General features: G+C 71.3%; 18 protein-coding genes. 9 read left to right on the forward strand and 9 right to left on the reverse strand.

Annotated elements, in window-relative coordinates; all coding sequences use genetic code 11:
- Both thyA and AMR74_RS05115 read left to right on the forward strand, forming a co-directional pair.
- Positions 1-939: thymidylate synthase (thyA, locus tag AMR74_RS05110; protein WP_053771000.1), on the forward strand; the 939-nt coding region annotated here is incomplete at its 5' end.
- Positions 939-1520: a dihydrofolate reductase gene (locus tag AMR74_RS05115; RefSeq protein ID WP_053771001.1), complete on the forward strand. Its 582-nt coding sequence runs from the start codon at positions 939-941 to the stop codon at positions 1518-1520. The genes thyA and AMR74_RS05115, both read left to right, overlap by 1 nt.
- A 43-nt stretch (positions 1521-1563) precedes the next feature.
- On the opposite strand, the gene AMR74_RS05120 is transcribed toward AMR74_RS05115, so the two are convergent.
- On the reverse strand, positions 1564-1980 hold the full coding sequence (locus AMR74_RS05120) for a thiol-disulfide oxidoreductase DCC family protein (protein ID WP_053771002.1): 417 nt from the start codon (positions 1978-1980) through the stop codon (positions 1564-1566).
- A gap of 130 nt (positions 1981-2110) precedes the next feature.
- On the opposite strand from AMR74_RS05120, the gene AMR74_RS05125 reads away from it, so the two are divergent.
- A complete protein-coding gene (locus tag AMR74_RS05125; protein ID WP_053771003.1) occupies positions 2111-3742 on the forward strand; it encodes an HTTM domain-containing protein in 1632 nt (543 codons plus the stop codon).
- A gap of 58 nt (positions 3743-3800) precedes the next feature.
- Here the strand turns inward: AMR74_RS05125 and AMR74_RS05130 are convergent, their stop codons facing one another.
- The 6 genes from AMR74_RS05130 to AMR74_RS05155 all read right to left on the reverse strand — a co-directional run bounded on the left by AMR74_RS05130 (position 3801) and on the right by AMR74_RS05155 (position 9104).
- Positions 3801-4463: a metal-dependent transcriptional regulator gene (locus AMR74_RS05130; RefSeq protein ID WP_053771483.1), complete on the reverse strand. Its 663-nt coding sequence runs from the start codon at positions 4461-4463 to the stop codon at positions 3801-3803.
- Positions 4464-4585: 122 nt separating this feature from the next.
- Positions 4586-5698, reverse strand: coding sequence for a metal ABC transporter permease (locus AMR74_RS05135; protein ID WP_053771004.1), 1113 nt, complete (start codon positions 5696-5698; stop codon positions 4586-4588).
- Complete coding sequence (locus tag AMR74_RS05140) at positions 5695-6597, reverse strand: metal ABC transporter ATP-binding protein (protein WP_053771005.1); 903 nt, start codon at positions 6595-6597, stop codon at positions 5695-5697. The genes AMR74_RS05135 and AMR74_RS05140 overlap by 4 nt, the downstream gene beginning before the upstream one ends.
- Complete coding sequence (locus tag AMR74_RS05145; RefSeq protein ID WP_077152270.1) at positions 6594-7643, reverse strand: metal ABC transporter substrate-binding protein; 1050 nt, start codon at positions 7641-7643, stop codon at positions 6594-6596. The genes AMR74_RS05140 and AMR74_RS05145 overlap by 4 nt, the downstream gene beginning before the upstream one ends.
- 176 nt (positions 7644-7819) lie before the next feature.
- Entirely contained in the window at positions 7820-8701 is an 882-nt protein-coding gene (locus tag AMR74_RS05150) for a homoserine kinase (RefSeq protein WP_053771007.1), read from the reverse strand.
- Between the two features lie 154 nt (positions 8702-8855).
- On the reverse strand, positions 8856-9104 hold the full coding sequence (locus AMR74_RS05155; protein ID WP_053771008.1) for a hypothetical protein: 249 nt from the start codon (positions 9102-9104) through the stop codon (positions 8856-8858).
- 125 nt (positions 9105-9229) lie between these two features.
- On the opposite strand from AMR74_RS05155, the gene AMR74_RS05160 reads away from it, so the two are divergent.
- The 3 genes from AMR74_RS05160 to AMR74_RS05170 all read left to right on the forward strand — a co-directional run bounded on the left by AMR74_RS05160 (position 9230) and on the right by AMR74_RS05170 (position 13545).
- Entirely contained in the window at positions 9230-10504 is a 1275-nt protein-coding gene (locus AMR74_RS05160; protein ID WP_053771484.1) for a TIGR00341 family protein, read from the forward strand.
- Positions 10505-10581: 77 nt separating this feature from the next.
- Complete coding sequence (locus AMR74_RS05165; RefSeq protein ID WP_053771009.1) at positions 10582-12741, forward strand: formate/nitrite transporter family protein; 2160 nt, start codon at positions 10582-10584, stop codon at positions 12739-12741.
- A 60-nt stretch (positions 12742-12801) separates the two neighbouring features.
- Positions 12802-13545 carry an SIMPL domain-containing protein gene (locus tag AMR74_RS05170; RefSeq protein WP_053771010.1) on the forward strand — a complete coding sequence of 248 codons (744 nt, stop codon included), beginning with the start codon at positions 12802-12804 and terminating at the stop codon, positions 13543-13545.
- A gap of 39 nt (positions 13546-13584) precedes the next feature.
- Here AMR74_RS05170 and AMR74_RS05175 read toward each other — a convergent pair whose 3' ends face one another.
- Entirely contained in the window at positions 13585-14568 is a 984-nt protein-coding gene (locus AMR74_RS05175; protein WP_053771011.1) for an NOG1 family protein, read from the reverse strand.
- Positions 14569-14769: 201 nt separating this feature from the next.
- On the opposite strand from AMR74_RS05175, the gene arcD reads away from it, so the two are divergent.
- The 3 genes from arcD to AMR74_RS05190 all read left to right on the forward strand — a co-directional run bounded on the left by arcD (position 14770) and on the right by AMR74_RS05190 (position 17191).
- Positions 14770-16233 carry an arginine/ornithine antiporter ArcD gene (gene arcD / locus AMR74_RS05180; protein WP_053771012.1) on the forward strand — a complete coding sequence of 488 codons (1464 nt, stop codon included), beginning with the start codon at positions 14770-14772 and terminating at the stop codon, positions 16231-16233.
- Positions 16234-16299: 66 nt separating this feature from the next.
- The gene (locus AMR74_RS05185) at positions 16300-16803 is read left to right on the forward strand and encodes a DUF2240 family protein (RefSeq protein ID WP_199236369.1); all 504 of its coding nucleotides are present in this window, start codon (positions 16300-16302) and stop codon (positions 16801-16803) included.
- Between the two features lies 1 nt (position 16804).
- A complete protein-coding gene (locus AMR74_RS05190; protein WP_053771013.1) occupies positions 16805-17191 on the forward strand; it encodes a hypothetical protein in 387 nt (128 codons plus the stop codon).
- A 56-nt stretch (positions 17192-17247) separates the two neighbouring features.
- On the opposite strand, the gene AMR74_RS05195 is transcribed toward AMR74_RS05190, so the two are convergent.
- Complete coding sequence (locus AMR74_RS05195) at positions 17248-19155, reverse strand: methyl-accepting chemotaxis protein (protein WP_053771014.1); 1908 nt, start codon at positions 19153-19155, stop codon at positions 17248-17250.
- Positions 19156-19177 lie beyond the last annotated feature (22 nt).

Here is a 19177-nt window from a genome sequence, read left to right on the forward strand (position 1 = left end):
AGCGGGCAGTACACCGTCGACCTCGCGGAGGGGTTCCCGCTCCTGACCACGAAGAAGATGGACGGCTACCGGTGGAACTCGCTCATCCACGAGGTGCTGTGGTACCTCTCGGGCGAGGAGCACATCCGAAACCTCCGCGAGGAGACGAAGATCTGGGACGCGTGGGCCGACGAGGAGGGGACGCTCGACACCGCCTACGGTCGGTTCTGGCGCCGCTATCCGGTCCCGGAGGACGACGCCGCGCTCCCGGGCGAGACGTGGCCGGACGACGCGCACCGCTGGGTCACCGTCGAGGAGGACGCCGACGGGACGACCCGACGGACCTTCGACCAGATCCAGTACGTCCTCGACACGCTGGAGGAGAACCCCCACTCGCGCCGGATGGTCGTGAACGCGTGGCACCCGGCGAACGCCGCCGTCTCGACGCTGCCGCCGTGTCACTACACCTTCGTGGTGAACGTCCAGGACGGCCGGCTCAACCTCCACCTCACGCAGCGCTCGGGCGACATCGCGCTCGGCGTCCCGTTCAACATCGCCGCGTACGCGCTGCTCGCGAACGCGCTCGCCCAGCGGACCGGCTTCGAGGTCGGGGAGTTCGGGCACACCGTCGTCGACGCGCACGTCTACTGCGGCCGCGGCGACCGCGGGAAGTGGTACGCGAACAACCTCAGGTACGTCCAAGAGCGGATCGCGAACGTCGAGAGCAAGGAGGCGTACCTCGACGTGAAAAGCTGGGTCGAGCGGACCGCGCCGGACGAGCCCAACGGCCAGGAGGGGTACGACCACGTCCCGGGCCTCCTCGAACAGCTCTCGCGGACGCCGCGCGACCGACCGCGGATCGAGATCGCGGACAAGCCCCTCGACGAGCTCACCTACGAGGACGTCTCGGTGGTCGACTACGACTCCGCGGACGGCATCTCGTTCGCGGTCGCGGAGTGATGGGGGACGCCGACGCGCCCGGGTCGGAGCGCGACGCCGGCGCGCCCGAATCGGAGGGCGACGCCGATCCGGACGTGGTACTCGTCGCCGCCGTCGCGGACAACGGCGTGATCGGCGACGGCGGCGGGATGCCGTGGCACTACCCCGCCGACCTCGCGCACTTCAAGCGGCTCACGACCGGGCACCCGGTGATCGTCGGCCGGAAGACGTACGAGCGCATCGCCGAGCGGATCGGCGGGCCGCTCCCCGACCGGACGAACGTCGTGTTGACGACGCGTTCGATCGGCGACGCCGACCTCGCCGACGGCGCGGTCGTCGCGCACGACGTCGAGTCCGCGCTCTCGCGAGCGACCGCCGACGCCGCCGAGCGCGGGGTCGACGCCGTCTACGTCATCGGGGGCGCGACCGTCTACGCGGCCTACCTCGACCGCGCCGACCGGATGGTCATCACGGAGATCCCGGAGCGACCGGCGGGCGACACCCGCTTCCCGGAGTGGGACGCCGACGCGTGGGCCGAGCGCGACCGCGAGACCGACGGCGACCTCGCGTTCGTCACCTACGAGCGGTGCGACGCGGAGTGACGGGCGCCGGGACGTGGCTTTTCGATCGCCCTCGGACCGCCGCTCACTCTAAGAACCGCGACTCGGCGTCGCCCGGGGGCATCATACACCGGTCCTTCTTCCCGAACCAGCGGTACCGGTTGTCGGCGACGAAGTCGTACGCGCGGTCCCGGACCGCTCGCGGTACGAACCGGAACGGGGAAAGCAGCCGGTAGGCCCCGCCGAGCCCCGTCGCGATCCGGATGATCGCCGCCGACTTCACGTAGCTCTCGCCGTCCTCGATCAGGACGACCGAGTCCAGCTCGTCGGTCGCGAGGTCGTGTTCCGCCAGCAGCGACCGTCCCACGTCGGACTGGAGCGAGGCGAACCGGTACTTCCCCTCCGGGTCGCGGGGGAGGACGAACTGTACGAACCCGCTACAGAGGTTACAGACGCCGTCGAAGAGCACGACGGCGGCGTCGTCCGGGATGTCCTCGTCCATTGCCTGACGGACGTACGCGGCCGTCGCAGTTCAGGATTCCGGTGGAGGCGGCGCGAGGCGACGACGGTGCCGTCGCACGGAAAACTTATACGCGTTCCTCGTCGTCACCAACAAGTTGGAACGCAAGACTATGGCTGGAACCCCCTCCGACTCGACCGCCCGGTCGCGGCTCTCGGCGGCCGTCCGACGCCTTGGAGACGCCGTCGCCGCGCGCGTCTCGGTCGACCGCCGCGCGCTGGCCGCGTTCCGGATCGGGCTCGGAACCCTGTTGATCGTCGACCTGCTCCTCCGCTCGCGCTCGTTCACCGCCTTCTACACCGACGCCGGCGTCTTGCCGCTCCGAGCGTTCGCCTCCGACTACGCGACGAACAACTCGCTCCACGCGCTCTCCGGCGAGCCGTGGGCCGTCGCCCTGCTGTTCGCGCTCGCGGGCGCCCTCGCCCTCTCGCTGGCCGTCGGGTACCGGACGCGGCTCGCGACGATCGCCTCGTGGCTGCTGCTGGTCTCGCTCCACGCCCGCAACCCGATGGTGTTGAACTCGGGCGACACCCTGCTCCGCATGCTGCTGTTCTGGAGCGTCTTCCTTCCGCTCGGCGCGCGCTGGTCGGTCGACGCCGTCAGGCGCGCCGACCGCGAGGGCGGCGGCGACGGCGATTCGCCGTCACCGAGTTCGGGCGGGACCGCCGTTGCGAGCGTCGCCACGATGGCGGTGCTGCTACAGATCCTCGTGATGTACCTGACGAACGCCGTCCACAAGTTCGCGAGCGAGCCCTGGATGAGCGGAGAGGCGGTCGCGTACGTCATGCAGGCCGACCAGTTCACCTACCTGCTCGGCGCGTACCTCGCCGATTTCACCGGCCTCCTGCGCGTGTTCACGGTCCTGTGGGTCGCGCTGCTGTTCGCGTCGCCGCTGTTGCTCCTGTTGACCGGGCTCCCGCGCGCCGGCCTCGCCTCGCTGTTCGTCGGCATGCACCTCGGGATGGCGGTCACGATACGGGTCGGCCTCTTCCCGATAATCGTCGTCGTCGGCTTCATCCCGTTCCTCCAGACGCCCGTCTGGGACGCCCTCAAACGGGTAGCCGACCGCCTGAACCTGTCGGCGCCGCTCGCGCGCTGGAAGGCCCGCTCCGAGTCCCTCGCGCGGACCGCGCTCTCCGCCGGCCCGTCGCTCCCCCGCCCGGCCGCGTCTGAACGCCTCGATTCCGTCCGCGGCAGCGACCTCGGCGCGGGCCTCGCCCGCGGGCGCGTCCTCTTCACGACGGTCCTGCCGTACGTCTTCCTCGTGTTGATCCTCTTATCGAGCGCGGCGTCGGTCGGCTACGCCGAGGTGCCGGAGCCCGCCGACGAGGCCCTAGACGCCGCCGAGATGGACCAGTCGTGGCAGATGTTCGCCCCCGACCCGATACACACGACGCGCTGGTACGTCGCGGCGGGCACGCTCGAGGACGGGAGCGAGCGGGACGTGTTCCGCGACGCCCCGGTCACCTTCGACAGACCGGCGCGCGCCGAGACCACCTATCCGACCTCGCGCTGGCGGAAGTACCTGAAGAACGTCTACGGCGCCGACAACGAGAACCACCGCTCGTACCTCGCGAACTACCTCTGCGGGGAGTGGAACCGCACCCACGAGACGGCCGTGGAGAACGTGACTATCTACCAGTCGTACGAGCGAACCAACCCCTACAACGGGACGGTGGAGGCCGCGAACCGGTTCGAGCTGATCGAGTACGACTGCTCGGGCCCGTTCGTTCAGCGCGACTGAGCCGCGCCGACGGCGGTGTTCGGCCCCGCGTCCGGCCTGTCCCTGCCCCGCACGAGCGTCAGGAGCCGTCGCTCGCGGCGTCCACGGGCTCGACCTCGATGAGACGCGCTATCTCCTCGGGGAGGCTCTGGTCGTCCGTCGGCGTCTCGACGGTCACCATCCCGAACGGCGCCACGTCGACGACGGCGAGCTCGACCCCCGGGCGGACGCCGGCGTCGGAGAGGTAGCGCAGCTCGGCGTCGCCCTGGTGGCGGATCCGGCGGACGACGACGCGGTCGCCCTCGGCGGCGTCGACCAGTCGGACGGTGTCGTCCGCCGTCGGCAGCGAGAGGTCGGCGTCGGGGATGGGGTCGCCGTGCGGGTCGACCGGCGGGTTGCCGAGCGCCTCGGCGATGCGGTCGCTCAGCTTCTCGGAGACGTGGTGTTCGAGCCTGTCGGCCTCGTCGTGGACGTCGACCCAGCTGTAGTCGAGCTGCTCGGTCAGGAACGCCTCCAAGAGCCGGTGGTGCCGGAGGATCTCTAACGCGACGACCTCGCCCTCCTCGGTGAGCGTCACGCCCTTGTACTCCTCGCGGTCGACGAGCCCCCGCTCTTCGAGCTTCTTCACCATCGAGGAGACGGTCGGCGCGGTGACCTCGAGGTAGTCGGCGAGGGCCGAGGTCGACACCCGCTCGCCTGTGTCGCGCTCGATGGCGTAGATCGATTTGATGTAGTCCTCCATCACCGCGCTGATGACGTCCGACGACGCCCTCGGTCCGGGCCCGTCGTCGGCGTCGGTCTCGGGGCTTCCGCCCGCTCCGTTCCCGTCGCCCGCGTCGACGCCGTTTTCGTCGCCCGCCACGGTCAGTCACCCCCCGCTCCGGCGTCCGGGGCCGCGTCGTCGGTCTCGATGCTCTCCATCTCGGGGACTTCCCGCCCGCCGCGGGCGGACTGGACCTTCCCGACGGCGACCGCGCAGACGTAGATGCCCACGGCGACGAGCACGATCACCCCGCCGGCGGTGACGCCGCCGTAGTAGGCGACGCCGATGCCGAGGAGGACCGCGAGCTCCGCTAAGACGACCGAGACGACGAGCGACTCGGTGAAGCTGCGGGACACCTGCGTCGCGCCCGCGACGGGCACGACGAGCATCGCCGCCACGAGGATGACGCCCATGATCTGCATCGCGCCGACGACGACCATCGCCGTCAGCATCACCATCACGCGGTTGTACCAGTTGACGGAGATGCCGGAGACGGCGGCCGCGGTCTCGTCGAAGGTCACGTACAGGAGCTGGTTGCGGGTCACCGCGACCGTGCCGACGATGACGACGAACAGGACGAGCAGGATCCCGGCGCTCTGGGGTGACACCGTCGAGAGGCTCCCGAAGAGGAACTGGTTCACGCCGACCGCGAGCCCGCCGGCGTTGAGGCTGATGAGCGTCGTCCCCAGCGCGAACCCCGTCGAGAGGACGATCGCCATCGAGACGTCGTTGTACGCGTCCGTCGTCTCGGAGATGAGCTCGATGAACAGCGCGGCGATCATCGCCACGACGACCGCGGTGAGGTACGGCGACACCCCGAGGTCGATGACGGCGTTGAGGAAGAGGCCGACCGCGACCCCGGCGAACGCCGTGTGCGCCAGTGCGTCCCCGATCAGCGCGAGCTGGCGGTGGACGAGGAAGGTGCCGATGAGCGGCGCCATCACGCCCACGCAGAGCCCGACGAGCACCGCCCGGTGCATGTACCGGTAGCGCGGGTTCAGCATCTCCAGGCCGGAGAGGTAGTACGCCCAGTCCATCAGCCAGTACCACTGGGCCAACACCCAGCGGAGGGCGGCGAAGAGGGCCTCCCCGACGCCGGCGAGGCCGCCCTGTAACGCGAGCGCCGCCGGCTGCGAGCCCGCGGCGAGGGGCAGCGACTGGTCGGCCGCGGCGAGGAGCCACGCGGCGAGCGCGGCGGTCAGCGGGTCGCTCATTCGGCACCCCCGGCGAGGAAGCGCGCCTCGGTCCCGAACGCCCGCGCCAGGGCGTCGCTCTCGACGAACTCCTCGGTCGGGCCGTCGAAGTAGACCTCGCGGTTGAGACAGACGACGCGGTCGGCGTGCTCGACGACCGCGCCGAGGTCGTGCTCGATGAGGACCACGGTGATCCCCGCGTCGTTGAGCGCGTCGAGCAGGTCGTAGAACGCGTCGACGGACTCGGCGTCGACGCCGACGGTCGGCTCGTCTAACACGAGCAGGTCGGCCTCGCCCGCCAGCGCCCGGGCGATGAACACCCGCTGGCGCTGGCCCCCGGAGAGCCGCCCGACGCGCCGGTCGGCGAACGCGCCCATCCCGACGGTCGCGAGCGCGTCGTCGACGACCGCCCAGTCGGCGGCCGTGAGCCGCCCCGAGACGACGTTCGCGGCCCACCGCGCCGTGCGGACGGGGTCGTCGGACAGCCCGTCGGCGAACGCGCCGTCGGCCAGCCGGTCGAGCCCGAGGTACGGGAACCGGCCCATCTTCACCACCTCGCGGACGGTGATCGGCATGTCCCGGGCGGCGCTGGCCTGCTGAGCGACGTAGCCGATCCGCTCGCCGTCGTCGAACCCCGCCGCGTCCTCGCCGAACAGCCGGGCCGTCCCCGCGTCGGGCCCGAGCAGCCCGAGCATGAGCCGCATCAGCGTCGACTTGCCGGAGCCGTTCGGCCCCACGACGGCGACGTACTCGCCGGAATCGACCGTCAGCGACACGTCCTCGACGACCGGCGTCGCCGTGTAGCCGAACGTCACGCCGGCGAGGTCGATCACCGGCTCCGCCGCGCCGGCGGCGCCGGCCTCGGCCGAGCGGTCGGCGCGCTCGACGACCGCCGCCCGGTCCGCGTCGTCCGCGCTCATACCGGCTCGAAGTTCCGCCACTGTTCGACCCACCCGTCCGTCGGCGCCGCGGCCTCGGGCGTCTCGTTACCCAAGACGATCTCGAACGTCGGCATGTTGATGTTGTACGCGATCTCCTCGTACCCCCAGTCCTCCGCGAGCCACTCCTCGCGGATCCCGGCGTACGGCGTGACCGGGAAGTACGCCTCGACGGCGGTCTCGCGGACGAGCTGCTGGGCCGGGCGCTGCGACTCGAAGACGCCGTTCGCGATGTACCGGATGTCGTTCTCGCGGATCACTCGCGTCGCCTCGCGGATGTCCGCGGGCTTGACGTCGCCGCTCGCCGCGAGGCTCGTGACGAGCGGGCGCATCCGGACGCCGTACCGCACGCCGATGTACTGGAAGGCGTTGTGCGCGGCCAGTTGGACCACGTCGCGGTCCGACCGCTCGAACATCGCCTCGTAGTCGGCGTCGATTCGGTCGAGCACCTCGCTTTTGTACCGGGCCGCGTTCTCGCGGATCGTCTCGGCGTGGTCCGGGAGGAGGTCGACGAACCCCTCGGCGATGTTGTCGACCGACCGCTTCGCGCGGAGCGGGTCCAACCAGAAGTGCGGGTCCTTCCCGCGCTGGGCGCCGACGCCCTCCTCGTCGCGGTCGAGCGACGCCGCGAGGTCCACCAGGTCGATGCCCTCGCGGGCGTTTATCAGCGCGGTGTCCGTCCCGTCGGCCTCGACCGTCCGGATGGCGCGGTCCGCCCACGGCTGGAAGTCCTCGCCGACGTGGACGAACGCGTCCGCCTCGACGATCCGCCGCGTGATGCTCGCGTTCGGCTCCCAGCCGTGGCCGTGGAGCCCCGTCGGAACGAGGTTCTCGACGGTCAGCGGGGTCCCCTCGGCGACCTTTCGCCCGAAGTCGTAGAAGCTGAAGAAGGAGGCGACGGCGACCGGCCCGCCGTCGTCGCGCTCGGCGCGTCCCGACCCGACCGGCGCGCTCGGGAGCGCCGTACACCCGGCCGCCCCGGCCAGGGCCGTCGCGCCGCCGATGCGAAGCGCGTCGCGCCGCGTCACCGACCGTCCGTCGTCCGCGTCGGATATCATATTACATACCACATCCAATTATTAGGCTCGTCTAATCCTAGCCTTCTGCGTATATATACCCCTTTCGGTGAGGATGGCAGGCGTCGGCGTACCGGAGTGTCGGCGGAGCGGTCGGCGGGCGCCGCTCCGCACCGTCTCACCCCCAGTCAGCCGTCGAGGAAGGTCGTGCCGCGTCCGATCCGGGTCTGGTACGCGCGCGCTTCGATACCGGCGCCGGCGAAGCCGTCGAGCATCGCGGCCGCGACGTCCCGGCGGTCGCGCTCGCGGCAGGCGGCGATCACGGCGGGGCCGGCGCCGCTGACGGTGACGCCGGTCGCGCCGGCGCCGAAGGCGCGCTCGCGGACGTCGTCGTAGCCGGTGATGAGGCGGGCGCGCTCGGGCGTGACCACGGGGTCGCTCATGCCGGCCCCGACGAGGGCCGGGTCCGAGCGGCACATGCCGACCGCGAGCGTCGCCGCGTTGCCGACGGTCTCCACGAGGTCCTCCATCGAGGCGCTCTCGGGGACGACCCGGCGCGCGTCGCGGGTCGAGACCGCCACGTCGGGGAGACAGACGACGAGGGGGATCGCCGCGTCCACCGAGCTGGTCCCCTCGGCGGTCGTCACGGTGAACCCGCCGAGGATCGAGGGGGCGACGTTGTCCGCGTGCGCGACCCCGGAGACGACCGCCTCGCCCTCCGCCGCGATCGGGACGAGCTCCTTCCGGGAGCGCCCGCGGTCGTACAGCCGGTTGAGCGCCACCGCCGCGCCGGCCGCGCTCGCGGCCGAGGAGCCGAGCCCCGAGGCCGGGCGCACGCCCTTGTCGATGTGGATCCGCGCGGGCGCGTCGAGCGCCTCGACGACGGCGCCGACGGTGTTCTTCTCGGGGTCCTCCGGGATGTACTGCGCGCCGACGCCCGTGACCTCGATCGTCGTCTCGGCCGCCTTCTCGACCGTGACGACGTCCGCCGGTCGCGAGAGGGCCGCCCCGAACACGTCGAAGCCGCTCCCGAGGTTCGCGCTCGTCGCGGGGGCCCGTACCGTTACCATGGCGGGGAGTGTCCCCCCCGGAGCAAAAAGGAGCGGGATCGAACAGATACTGAGACGGGGACCGAATCGGTCGCGGTCGGGCGGAGAGAGACGGGAGAAAGCGGCGTCGCGGGCGGTTCGAGCGGACGGCGCGGTCGGCGGTCGGTCAGCGGCGTTACCGGGCCATCGTCCACAGCAGCGCGCCGACGAGGACGAGCGGGACGCCGAGGAGGATGAACGTCGGCGGCATCGTCGTGTACGGCGCCATCAGGAAGACGACCCCGAAGACGGCCAGGATCGACGCGATGACCTTCTGTGACTTCAGCGGCGCAGCCCCCAGGAGCGACACGAGGAGCCCGAACAGGATGATGTGCCCGAGGTGGTAGTCGAGCAGGAACGTGTCGATGACCAGCGGCGAGAGCATTCTTGGCCGAAGGTCCGAGCGATTCGCGCATTAAAGTTCCGTTTCTCGTGGCCCGGGGCGCTCGCCGCGTGCCGATAGTATAAGGGTCGCCGGTGCGACCGGGGACCGTGCGACTCGTTCAGGTCATGATTCCGGCGGGCAAGCGGGCGGCGGTCGTCCGCGCGCTCGACGACGAGGGGGTCGACTACGTCGTCACCGACGAGACGAGCGGCCGGGAGTACACCGCGGTCGCGACGTTCCCGCTGCCGACCGCCGCCGTCGAGCCGGTCCTCGACCGACTCCGGGAGGCCGGGATCGACGAGAGCACCTACACCGTCATCGTCGCGGCCGAGACGGTTATCTCGCGGCGGTTCGAGGCGCTCGAGGAGCAGTACGAAGAAGACGCCGACCGCGGCGGCGACCGGATCTCCCGCGAGGAGCTTCAGGCGAAGGCGGACGACCTCGCGTCCGGGCTCGGGACCTACGTGCTGATGACCGTCATCTCGGCGGTGATCGCCACGGCGGGGCTCCTGCTCGACTCCCCCGCGACCGTGGTCGGATCGATGGTGATCGCGCCGCTCATCGGGCCGGCGATGTCGGCCGCGATCGGCACCGTGGTCGACGACGAGGCGCTGTTCCGGCGGGGCGTGCGGATGCAGGTCGTCGGCGTCGCGGTCGCGGTCCTCGCGGCGACGCTGTTCGCGCTCGCGCTGCGCTCGCTCGCCTTGGTCCCGCCCGGGCTCGACCCGCTGGAGCTCGCGGAGGTGTCGGAGCGGCTCGCGCCGAACGTCCTCGTGTTGGTCGTCGCGGTCGGCGCCGGGGTCGCGGGCATCGTCTCGCTGATGACCGGCGTCTCGGCGACGCTCGTCGGCGTGATGATCGCGGTGGCGCTCATCCCGCCCGCGGCCGCCGTCGGGATCGGGATCGCCTTCCGGATCCCGCGGCTCGTGCTCGGCGCGGGCGTCATCGTCGCCGTGAACGTCCTCTCGATCAACCTCTCGGCGCTCGTAATGTTGTGGTACGAGGGGTACCGCCCCCAGCGGTGGTTCCGCGAGGACGACGCGCGCTCGGCGTTCCTCAAGCGCGTCGCCGTGCTGGCGGTCGCCATCGCGCTGCTCTCGGTGTTCCTCGGCGGCGTCACCTACGAGTCGTACGTCGCCTCGACCACCGAGGCCGACATCCGCGCGGCCGCCACCGACGAGCTGACCGCGGTCGACTCCGAGTTCGAGCTCCTCGAACTGAGCGTCGAGCGGACGGGGACCGTCCCTCCGCTCGAAACGGACCGGGTGGTGGTCACCGTCGGCGTTCCGCCCGGCAGCACCGTCGCGGGGACCGCGCCGGCGCTCGATGACCGGATCGAGTCGGTCGTCGACCGCGAGGTCGACGTGGAGGTCCGCACGGTGACCGTGGAACGCGCCTGAGACCGGCGGCGCGCGGCGGGACGCCGCGGTGGGGCGAAGAGGAACTACTTTTTACGGGGGTGCCGTGAGACCCGCCAGTGACCGACTCACAGCAACCCGACGACGATTCCATGCGGGAGGTCGTCGAGCGGTCCCGGAGCGGGGCGCCCGCGGTCGGCGAGGCCGTCCGGGACCGCTTCTCCTCCGACGAGGTGTTCCAGCGGATCATCGCGGCCGCGGACGAGGAGGTGACCTCGGGGAGCCGTGAGCTGTTCTTCAGCGGGCTCGCCGCCGGGCTGGCGATCACGATCACGTTCATGCTGTACGCGTCGCTGACGGCGGCGACGGACTCGCACCCCATCCTGAGCGTCCTGCTGTACCCGCTCGGGTTCATCTACATCATCATCGGCGGCTACCAGCTGTACACCGAGAACACGCTGCCGCCGGTGGCGCTCACGCTCGAACGGCTCGCGAGCCTCCCGACCCTGCTTCGCCACTGGTCGATCGTCTTGGCGGGCAACTTCGTCGGCGGCGCGATCGGGGCCCTCGTCCTCTCGTACGGCGGCGTCTTCACCGGCGAGACCGTCGACGCGGCGCGGTACATCTCGCAGGGCGGCTTCGCCGTCGACTTCGTCCCGCTGTTCTTCAAGGCCGCGATGGCCGGGCTCATCGTCGCCGGCGTCGTCTGGGTCGGCTTCGCCTCCACCGACTCCGTCAGCCGGATGCTCGTCGTCTACCTCGCGTTCCTCGCGATCCCGCTCGGCGACCTCTTCCACGTGGTCGTCTCCTTCACCGAGGTCCTCTTCCTGTTCTTCGAGGACGGTATCCCGCTGTACGGCGCCGAGATCAGCCTCCTCGCAGGGCTCGTCGGGTTCGTCCTCCCAGTGCTGCTCGGGAACACGATCGGCGGGGTCGTGCTCGTCACGCTCGTCAACTACTTCCAGACCAGCGAGGAGCGCCTCGAAGAGGCGCGCTTCGAGGGCATGAGCCGCCGCCTCACCGTCCCGGAGTGGGTGTTCGGCCGCGCGGCCGGGCGCTCGTACGTCCCCATCCTGGACGCGACCGAGGCCACGCTGTTCGCCGGCGAGGGGTACCGGATCATGGTGCCGATCACGAACCCCCGGACCGACGGGCCGATCGTCGAGCTCGCGGCGCGGCTCGCGAGCAGCCACGAGGACGGCGTGGTCCACATCGTCCACGTCGTCCAGGCGCCCGAGCGCATGTCGCTGTCCTCCGGCGACGCCGGGCGTCGCATCGCGGACGTCTCCGCGGAGGGGATGGGGAACCTCCGGTCGACCGCGGCCGACTACGACGTGGACGTGTCGACCTCGACGGTCGTCTCGCACCGCTCGTTCGAGGAGATGTTCAACATGGCGCGCCGGACCCGCCCCGACGCCGTGCTGATGGGCTGGGGCGACGACCAGCTGTGGAGCGCCGCCCGCGCCGAGCGGCCGATCGACGAGCTCACCAACCAGCTCCCCTGCGACTTCCTCATCCTCAACGAGCACGAACTGGACACCTCGCGGATCCTCATCCCGACCTCCGGGGGCCCCGACTCGGCGCTCAGCGCCGAGGTGGCGCGGGTGCTCGCCGAGACGACCGGCGCCGAGGTGACGCTGCTCCACGTCGTCGACGACCCGAGCGACAGGGCGCGCGGCGAGGCGTTCCTCGCGGGCTGGGCCGACGAACACGGGCTCGACGACGCCGAACTCGTCGTCGACGACGGCGGCGACGTGGAGGACGGGATCTGCCGGGCCGCCGCCGACAAGACGCTCGTCATCATCGGCGCCACGGAGAAGGGGCTGCTCTCGCGGCTCGTCTCGAACTCCCTCCACCTCGACGTGATCCACGACGTCGACGCCTCGGTGCTGCTCACCGAGCGGCCGAGCAGCCGGTCGCTGCGCGAGCGCCTGTTCGGCTCCGGTCGCCGGGCCACCGACCTGTCTCCCGGGGTCGAGCGCGACCCGGAGCGGTCGGCGGGGACCGACGTGCGGTCGATCGAGGACCACGAGGCGGACGCCGGCGACCACGCGGACGCGACCGGGAACGGCGAGGCGGACGGCGCCCTCGCCGATGTCGGCGGGGCGTCCGCCGACGCCGACGGGGCGTCCGCCGACGCCGACGGGGCGCCCGCCGCAGACGACGACGGCCCGGAGGACGAGCAGCCGCACCTCGACGACACGTTCGTCGCGGACCACGACGCGGCGGACGAGGAGGCCGCGGAGGAGGCGGACGCCGAGCGCGACGGCGACCGATAGGCAAAACGGCTCTTTGCGTTATCTGCGGTTTATACGTCGTCCGGGCGCGAACGGTCGCGTATGAACAGGCGACTGACGGCACTCATCGGCATCGCGGCGCTCGTCGCGCTGGCCGGCTGTGCGGGGTTCGCGGGCACCGCCACCCCGACCGGCGGCGACGACGCGCAACTGGAGCGGAGCATCGAGGTGACGGCCACCGGCGAGGCGGCGTCCGCCCCGGACCGCGCCACCCTCCGGGTCGCGGTCACCGCGACCGGCGGCGACGCCGAGGCGGTCCGCGACGAGCTGGCCGCCGGCGAGGCCGACCTCCGCGCGGCCCTGACCGACTGGGGGCTCGACGAGGAGGCGATCCGCACGGAGCGCTACGACGTGCGGGAGGCCTACGAGACCCGGGACGACCCGAACCGGACGCGCTACGAGGGCGTCCACCAGTACGCGATCGAACTCGGCGACGTCGACGCCGTCGGCGAGGTCGTCGACGTCGCCATCGACGCCGGCGCCGACCAGGTCCAGCGGATCCGGTTCGGCCTGAGCGAGGAGCGCGAGCGCGAGCTCCGCGAGGAGGCGATCACGGCGGCGATGGCGAACGCCGACGACGACGCCGCCGTCCTCGCGAACGCGAGCGACCTCGAAGTGGTCGGCGTGTACGACGTCTCCACGGCGCAGTCCGGCTCGACGCCGTTCGTCGCGGAGCGCTACGCGGCCGCCGGCGGCGACGCCGGAGGCGCGTCCACGAGCGTCCAGACCGGCGACGTGACCGTGCGCGTCTCGGTGAACGTCGTCTACGAGGCCGTCCCGGCCTGACCGGCGGCGACCGCTCTCTTTCCGTCCGACCCGGCTCGGTTACTCCCCGTCGCGCGTGGGGAGGTCTGGCTCGAAGCCGACCGCCTCGACGGCCATGTCGAGGACGGCCTCGACGTTCTCATCCTCGGTGACGCTCATCGTCGCGTCGACGGACTCCGCCTTCACCGCCTCGAAGCGGTCGTGTTTGTTCGCCACCGTGAGCAGCGGCACGTCGGCGCCGAACAGCTCGCGGACCTCCTCGCGCAGCTCGATCTGGACGTCGAGGGGGTAGCCGCAGTCCCCGGAGGGGTCGATGACGAAAACGACGGCGTCGGCGAGGTGTTCGAGGGCGCTCACCGCCTGCCGCTCGATGTCGTTGCGCTCGTCTTCGGGGCGGTCGAGCAGGCCGGGCGTGTCGACGATCTGGTACCGGACGTGGTTCCGGTCGAAGTGGCCGATCTGGACGCCCTTCGTGGTGAACGGGTACTCCGCGATCTGGTTCGACGCGCGGGTGACGCGGTTGACGAACGACGACTTCCCGACGTTCGGGTAGCCGGCGACGACGATGGCGGGCTCGTCGGGCCTGACGTCGGGGAGGACCTTCAGCTGGTCCCGCGAGTCGCCGATGTAGCGCAGGTCGTCTTCGATCTGGTCCATTACGTCGGCCATGCGAGCGAACGCCTGCTTCCGGTGTTTCCGCGCGGTGTCGACGTCGGAGTTCCGAATCTTCGTCGTGTACTCGTCGCGGAGGTCCTCGATCTGGCGGCTGGCCCACATCACCTGCGAGAGCGCCTGACGGAGGCGGTCCACGTCGACGATGGCGTCGGCGAGCTCGTAGTAGAACGGGTCCACGTCGAAGCCGAAGTCGGGCCACGAGGTGACGACGTTCTCTAAGTTGTCGGAGAGCACGTTGCCGGCGGTCCGTAGCATCGACTCCTGCGCCTCGTGGCCGCGCTTCGCGCGCCCGGCCCGCGACGCCCGCGAGAACGCCTTGTCGACGAGTTCCTCCGCGCGCGGAGTCGTCGGGAGGCCCTCAAATATCATTGTTACCCGCGTTTCACCGCCGACGCGTATAAGAGCGTCCGTTCGCGGACCGCCGCGACACGGCGGCACACGGGCGGACGCGGGGTCTGTGGGGACAGCGGGAGCGGCCGGCGCCGAGGGACCGCGTCTGTGATGAACGATAGTCATCTTCTACGCTCATATTTCGAGATATATTTATGCTTCAGAGAAATACAACCGCTCATGGCACGCTCGTTCACGCCGACGTCGTACGAGGACCTCGACCCCGACCGTCGCCCGAGCCTGGCGGCGGCGCTGGTCCCGGTCCTCGCCGTCGTGGCGTTCCTCGGAATCGGCTCGGCCCTCCTCGGCCTTGACCCGCACCCGCCGCTCATCTGGAGTATCGCCTTCGTCGGCGCCTTCGGCCTCTGGCTCGGCTACGACTGGGAGGACCTCTTCGACGGCATCGCCAACGGCCTCGTGATGGGCCTCCAGGCGCTGCTCATCATCTTCACCATCTACGGGCTGATCGCCACGTGGGTCAGCGCCGGCACGATCCCCAGCCTGATGTACTACGGGTTGGAGTTCCTCTCGCCGACGATATTCCTCCCCGCGGCCGCGGTGCTCGCCGCGGTCGTCGCGTTCGCGATCGGCTCCTCGTGGACCACGGTCGGGACGCTCGGCGTCGCCTTCGTCGGGATCGGCGCGGGGCTCGGCGTTCCCGCGCCGATGACGGTCGGCGCCGTCCTCTCGGGCGCGTACGCCGGCGACAAGCAGTCGCCCCTCTCCGACACGACGAACCTCGCGGCCGGCGTCACGAACACCGACCTGTACGCGCACATCCGCCGGATGCGGACCGGCACCGCGATCGCCTTCGGCCTCGCGGTCGTCGGCTTCGCCGCCCTCGGCCTCCGCACGAGCGGCGACATACCGACGGGCGAGATCGCGGCGATTCAGGGCGGACTCACGGAGGCGTACGCGATCACCGTCCTCGCGTTCGTCCCCCTCGTCGTCACCTTCGGGCTGGCGCTGCGCGGCTACGCCGCCCTCCCGACCCTCGTCGCCGGCGTGTTCGCCGGTGCGTTCACGACGATGCTCCTCCAGGGAACCGGCTTCGTCGCCGCGTGGGAGATATTCATGTACGGGACCGCGCCGGAGTCCGGGTCCCAGACGGTGAACGACCTCCTCGCCACCGGCGGGCTCACCGGCTCCGCGTGGACGATCACGGTCGTCGTCGCCGCCCTCTCGCTCGGCGGAATCTTAGAGCGGACCGGGGTCCTCGCGGTGATCGCCCACGCGTTCGTCTCCGGCGTGCGGAGCCCGGGCCTGCTCGTCGGGGGGACGGGCGTCTCCGCGATCTTCATCAACGCGCTCACCTCCCAGCAGTACATGAGCATCGTCCTCCCGGGCGTCACGCTCCGAAACGCGTACGACGAGTTCGGGCTCGACACCGACCAGCTCTCCCGCGCGGTCGAGGCCGCCGGCACGCCGACCGGCGCGCTGTTCCCGTGGCACGCCGGCGCCGTCTTCATGGCGAGCGCCACTGGCGTGCCGACGCTGGCGTACGCGCCGTACTACCTGTTCGCGTTCCTCTCGCCGCTCGTGCTGTTCGTCATGGCCGCGACGGGCTACACGCTCGACGCGAGCCCGGCCTCGGCCGACCCCGCCGCGACCGACGCGGCCGCCGCGCCGGGCAGCGACGACTGACTGACGCGCGCACCGACCGGCCCCGCGTTCGACACGTTTACGCGGCCGCCGCGCCGTCCGTCTCACATGAGCCTGGAGGTCGCCGTCGCCGCCCCGTTCAAGACCCGGGCACAGGACCGGCTCGGCCAGGGGGAGTTCGTCGTCGCGCTGTCCTTGGAGCGGGAGTGGTTCTCGCCCGACCAGGCGAAGCGGCTCGTCGACGTCGCCGTCGGTCGGGGGCTGCTGGCGTCCGAGGACGGCGACCTCGTCCCGCAGTTCGACCCGGCGGAGGTAACCGTCCCGGAGGGGTTCGTCCCCGACGAGTCCGTCCTCCGCGAGCAGTCCACCTTCGAGAGCGCGCTCGACGCCATCGTCGCCGCCGGCGTCGAGAAGCAGCGCGCGGTCGCCGCGATCAACGAGCGCCAGCGGGCGCTCGCGGTCACCATCGAGGCCGCCGCGGTCCTCTACGCCCGCGAGCAGGGCGCCGCGGTCGACCGGCTCGCGGCCGACGTGCGCGAGGCGCTCGCCGCCGACGCGGGCGACGACGGGACCGCGGAGCCGACCGACGCCGACGACCCGGAGGTCGCGTGAGATGGTCGCCGACCGCCTCGACGACGGCGTCCGGATCGCGCAGCTGCTCGCCTCCGAGGTGACCGGCAACGAGAGCGGGCTCCGCGGGCTGACCGTCGCCGACGCCGACCGCGACGTCGAGCCGACGCCGGACGGCGCGCTGGCGTACCGGATCGCCCGCGAGGCCGGCGACCCCGTCGCCGAGGTGTACGTCCAGCCGGACCGCGCGCGGATCGAGGCGCTCACGGCCCCGGACGCGGTCGCCGACGCCGCGGCGGCCGCGGGCCTCCGGGTCCGCCCGAAGGCGGTCCGCCCGCCGCGGACGCTGGTGTTCGTCGAGGACGGCGCGGCCGTGAAGCGATCGCTCGCGGTCCTCGAAGCGCTTCGAACCGGGCCCGACGCCGAGTGATCCGCGCCGGGTGAGAAATTGTCGCCGACGGGCGGGGGAGCCCGTCTCGGGGGTCGCTACTCGGGCTGTCCGCCGTCGCCGACCGCGACGCTCGGGCCGGGCGCGGCGCCGGGGTCGGCCCCCTCGCCGGAGACGTCGAACTCGCGGACGAGCGCGCCGAGCCGCTCGGCCTGCTCCGCGAGCGACCCCGCCTCGCTCGTCGCCTCGCTCATCGCGCTCAGCTGTTCGTCCGCGGCCTCGGCGACCGCGTCGGCCTCGTCGGCCGTCGACCCGCTGATGTCGGCGACCTCCTCGGCCATCGAGACGGTCTCCTCCGTGCTGGCCGCTTGATCGTCGGTGGCGCGGCTGATCTCGCGGATCCCCTCGCCGGCCTCCGCGGCGTTGTCCGACACTCGCGCGAACGCGTCCGCGGCGTCGTCGACGGCGTCGGCGCCGGCGGCGATGTTCTCCTCGGCGCTCCGGACCGCCTCGACGGTCCCCTCGGTCTGCGACTGCGTGGCGCCGATCAGCTCCTCGATCTCCGTGGCCGCGTCCTGCGTCTCCTCGGCGAGCTGTTTCACCTCGTCGGCGACGACCGCGAAGCCGTCGCTCCCGCCCCCGCCGCCGCCGGCGCGGGCCGCCTCGATGTTCGCGTTCAGGGCGAGCAGGTTCGTCTGCTCGGCGATGTCGCCGATGAGGTCGACGATCTCGCCGATGTCCTCCATCCGCTCGTCGAGCTGCTGGACGGTGTCGGCCGCGCTGTCCAGCGCCTCGCGGGACTCCTCGACGCGCTCGATGGCGGCCTCGGCGGTCTCCTCGCCGTCGTCGGCGATGTCGGCCGTCTGCTCGGCGACGTCCACGACGGTCTCGGTCGAGGAGGCGACCTCCTCGATCGTCGCCGAGAGGTCGTTCATCTCGTCGGACACCTGCCGGAGCATCTCGCGCTGCTCGTCGGCGCCCTCGGCGATCTCCGTGACCGACTGGCTGACGACCTCGCTGCGGTCGGCCGCGGTCTCGACGCCGTCGACCGTGTTCGCGCTCGCGGTCGACACCTCCCCGGCGAACGAGCGGACCTCGCCCATCGCCTCGTCGATGTCGTCCATCATGCCGTTGAACGCCTCGCCGATCTGGGCCATCGCCTCGCTCTCGCTGTCCGCGTCGAGCCGGACGGTCAGGTCGCCGTCGGCCGCCCGGTCCATCGCGGCGCTGTACGCGTCGGCCTTCGTCTCCAGGTGGCTGTTCAGGCGTTCGACCTCCTCGCGGCGCTTCTCGACCTCGGCCTTCGCGGCCTCGACGTCCTGGATCTCGGACTGCTTCTGCTCCGCGAGTTCGAGCTGCTCTCGGGCCGCCTCGCGCGACTTCTCGATCGAGTACCAGTTGACCATCAGCGCGCCGACCAGCCCGAGCACGAAGAAGGCGTGAATGCCCCCCCAGATCACCGGGTTCTCGATCGCCGCGGTGTGGTTGTAGACGAGGCTCGAATCGATGAGGCTGAACGCGCCGTGGCCGACCGCCACGTACAGGACGCCGACGGCGAACGGGAGCCAGTCCTCGTACAGCGCGAGCACCCCGACGAACACGAAGAAGCTGAAGTGCGCCTCGATGTATCCGCCGGACAGCTTCACCATCGCCATCGAGACGGTCATCAGGCTGAACGCCGTGAGCACCGTCCGCTGGCGGCGGTCGAGCTGCGACAAGCTCGCCAGCCCGGCGGTGCCGAGGATGACGGCGACGAACCCGCCGAGCATCCACAGCGGCGTCGCGGGGATCTGCGCCCCGGTGATCGATTCGGTCCCGCTGTACAGCCCCATCGCGACCAGGAACGGCACCTGGATAACGGTGGCTATCAGGATGTTCCGGTGTCGTGGCTTCCACATCTCCGTCGGCATCGAAGTGCCGTCCGGGACGTAGCGGAGCACCTCGCGCACCTTCTCCGTCAGCCCGCCCGATCCCCCCGCGTCGACCCCCGTCGCAGTCTCTGCCATATCTGTCGGTTGTCGTATATCA

The sequence above is a fragment of the Halorubrum tropicale genome (assembly GCF_001280455.1).
Taxonomy (GTDB): Archaea; Halobacteriota; Halobacteria; order Halobacteriales; family Haloferacaceae; genus Halorubrum; species Halorubrum tropicale.

Coding starts and splice junctions, on each gene's coding strand:
- AMR74_RS05160 (WP_053771484.1), top strand. CDS start 9,230: ATGATTCCGGCGGGCAAGCGGGCGGCGGTCGTCCGCGCGCTCGACGAC.
- AMR74_RS05115 (WP_053771001.1), top strand. CDS start 939: ATGGGGGACGCCGACGCGCCCGGGTCGGAGCGCGACGCCGGCGCGCCC.
- AMR74_RS05120 (WP_053771002.1), bottom strand. CDS start 1,980: ATGGACGAGGACATCCCGGACGACGCCGCCGTCGTGCTCTTCGACGGC.
- AMR74_RS05170 (WP_053771010.1), top strand. CDS start 12,802: ATGAACAGGCGACTGACGGCACTCATCGGCATCGCGGCGCTCGTCGCG.
- AMR74_RS05130 (WP_053771483.1), bottom strand. CDS start 4,463: ATGGAGGACTACATCAAATCGATCTACGCCATCGAGCGCGACACAGGC.
- arcD (WP_053771012.1), top strand. CDS start 14,770: ATGGCACGCTCGTTCACGCCGACGTCGTACGAGGACCTCGACCCCGAC.
- AMR74_RS05150 (WP_053771007.1), bottom strand. CDS start 8,701: ATGGTAACGGTACGGGCCCCCGCGACGAGCGCGAACCTCGGGAGCGGC.
- AMR74_RS05125 (WP_053771003.1), top strand. CDS start 2,111: ATGGCTGGAACCCCCTCCGACTCGACCGCCCGGTCGCGGCTCTCGGCG.
- AMR74_RS05175 (WP_053771011.1), bottom strand. CDS start 14,568: ATGATATTTGAGGGCCTCCCGACGACTCCGCGCGCGGAGGAACTCGTC.
- AMR74_RS05140 (WP_053771005.1), bottom strand. CDS start 6,597: ATGAGCGCGGACGACGCGGACCGGGCGGCGGTCGTCGAGCGCGCCGAC.
- AMR74_RS05135 (WP_053771004.1), bottom strand. CDS start 5,698: ATGAGCGACCCGCTGACCGCCGCGCTCGCCGCGTGGCTCCTCGCCGCG.
- AMR74_RS05155 (WP_053771008.1), bottom strand. CDS start 9,104: ATGCTCTCGCCGCTGGTCATCGACACGTTCCTGCTCGACTACCACCTC.
- AMR74_RS05195 (WP_053771014.1), bottom strand. CDS start 19,155: ATGGCAGAGACTGCGACGGGGGTCGACGCGGGGGGATCGGGCGGGCTG.
- AMR74_RS05190 (WP_053771013.1), top strand. CDS start 16,805: ATGGTCGCCGACCGCCTCGACGACGGCGTCCGGATCGCGCAGCTGCTC.
- AMR74_RS05185 (WP_199236369.1), top strand. CDS start 16,300: ATGAGCCTGGAGGTCGCCGTCGCCGCCCCGTTCAAGACCCGGGCACAG.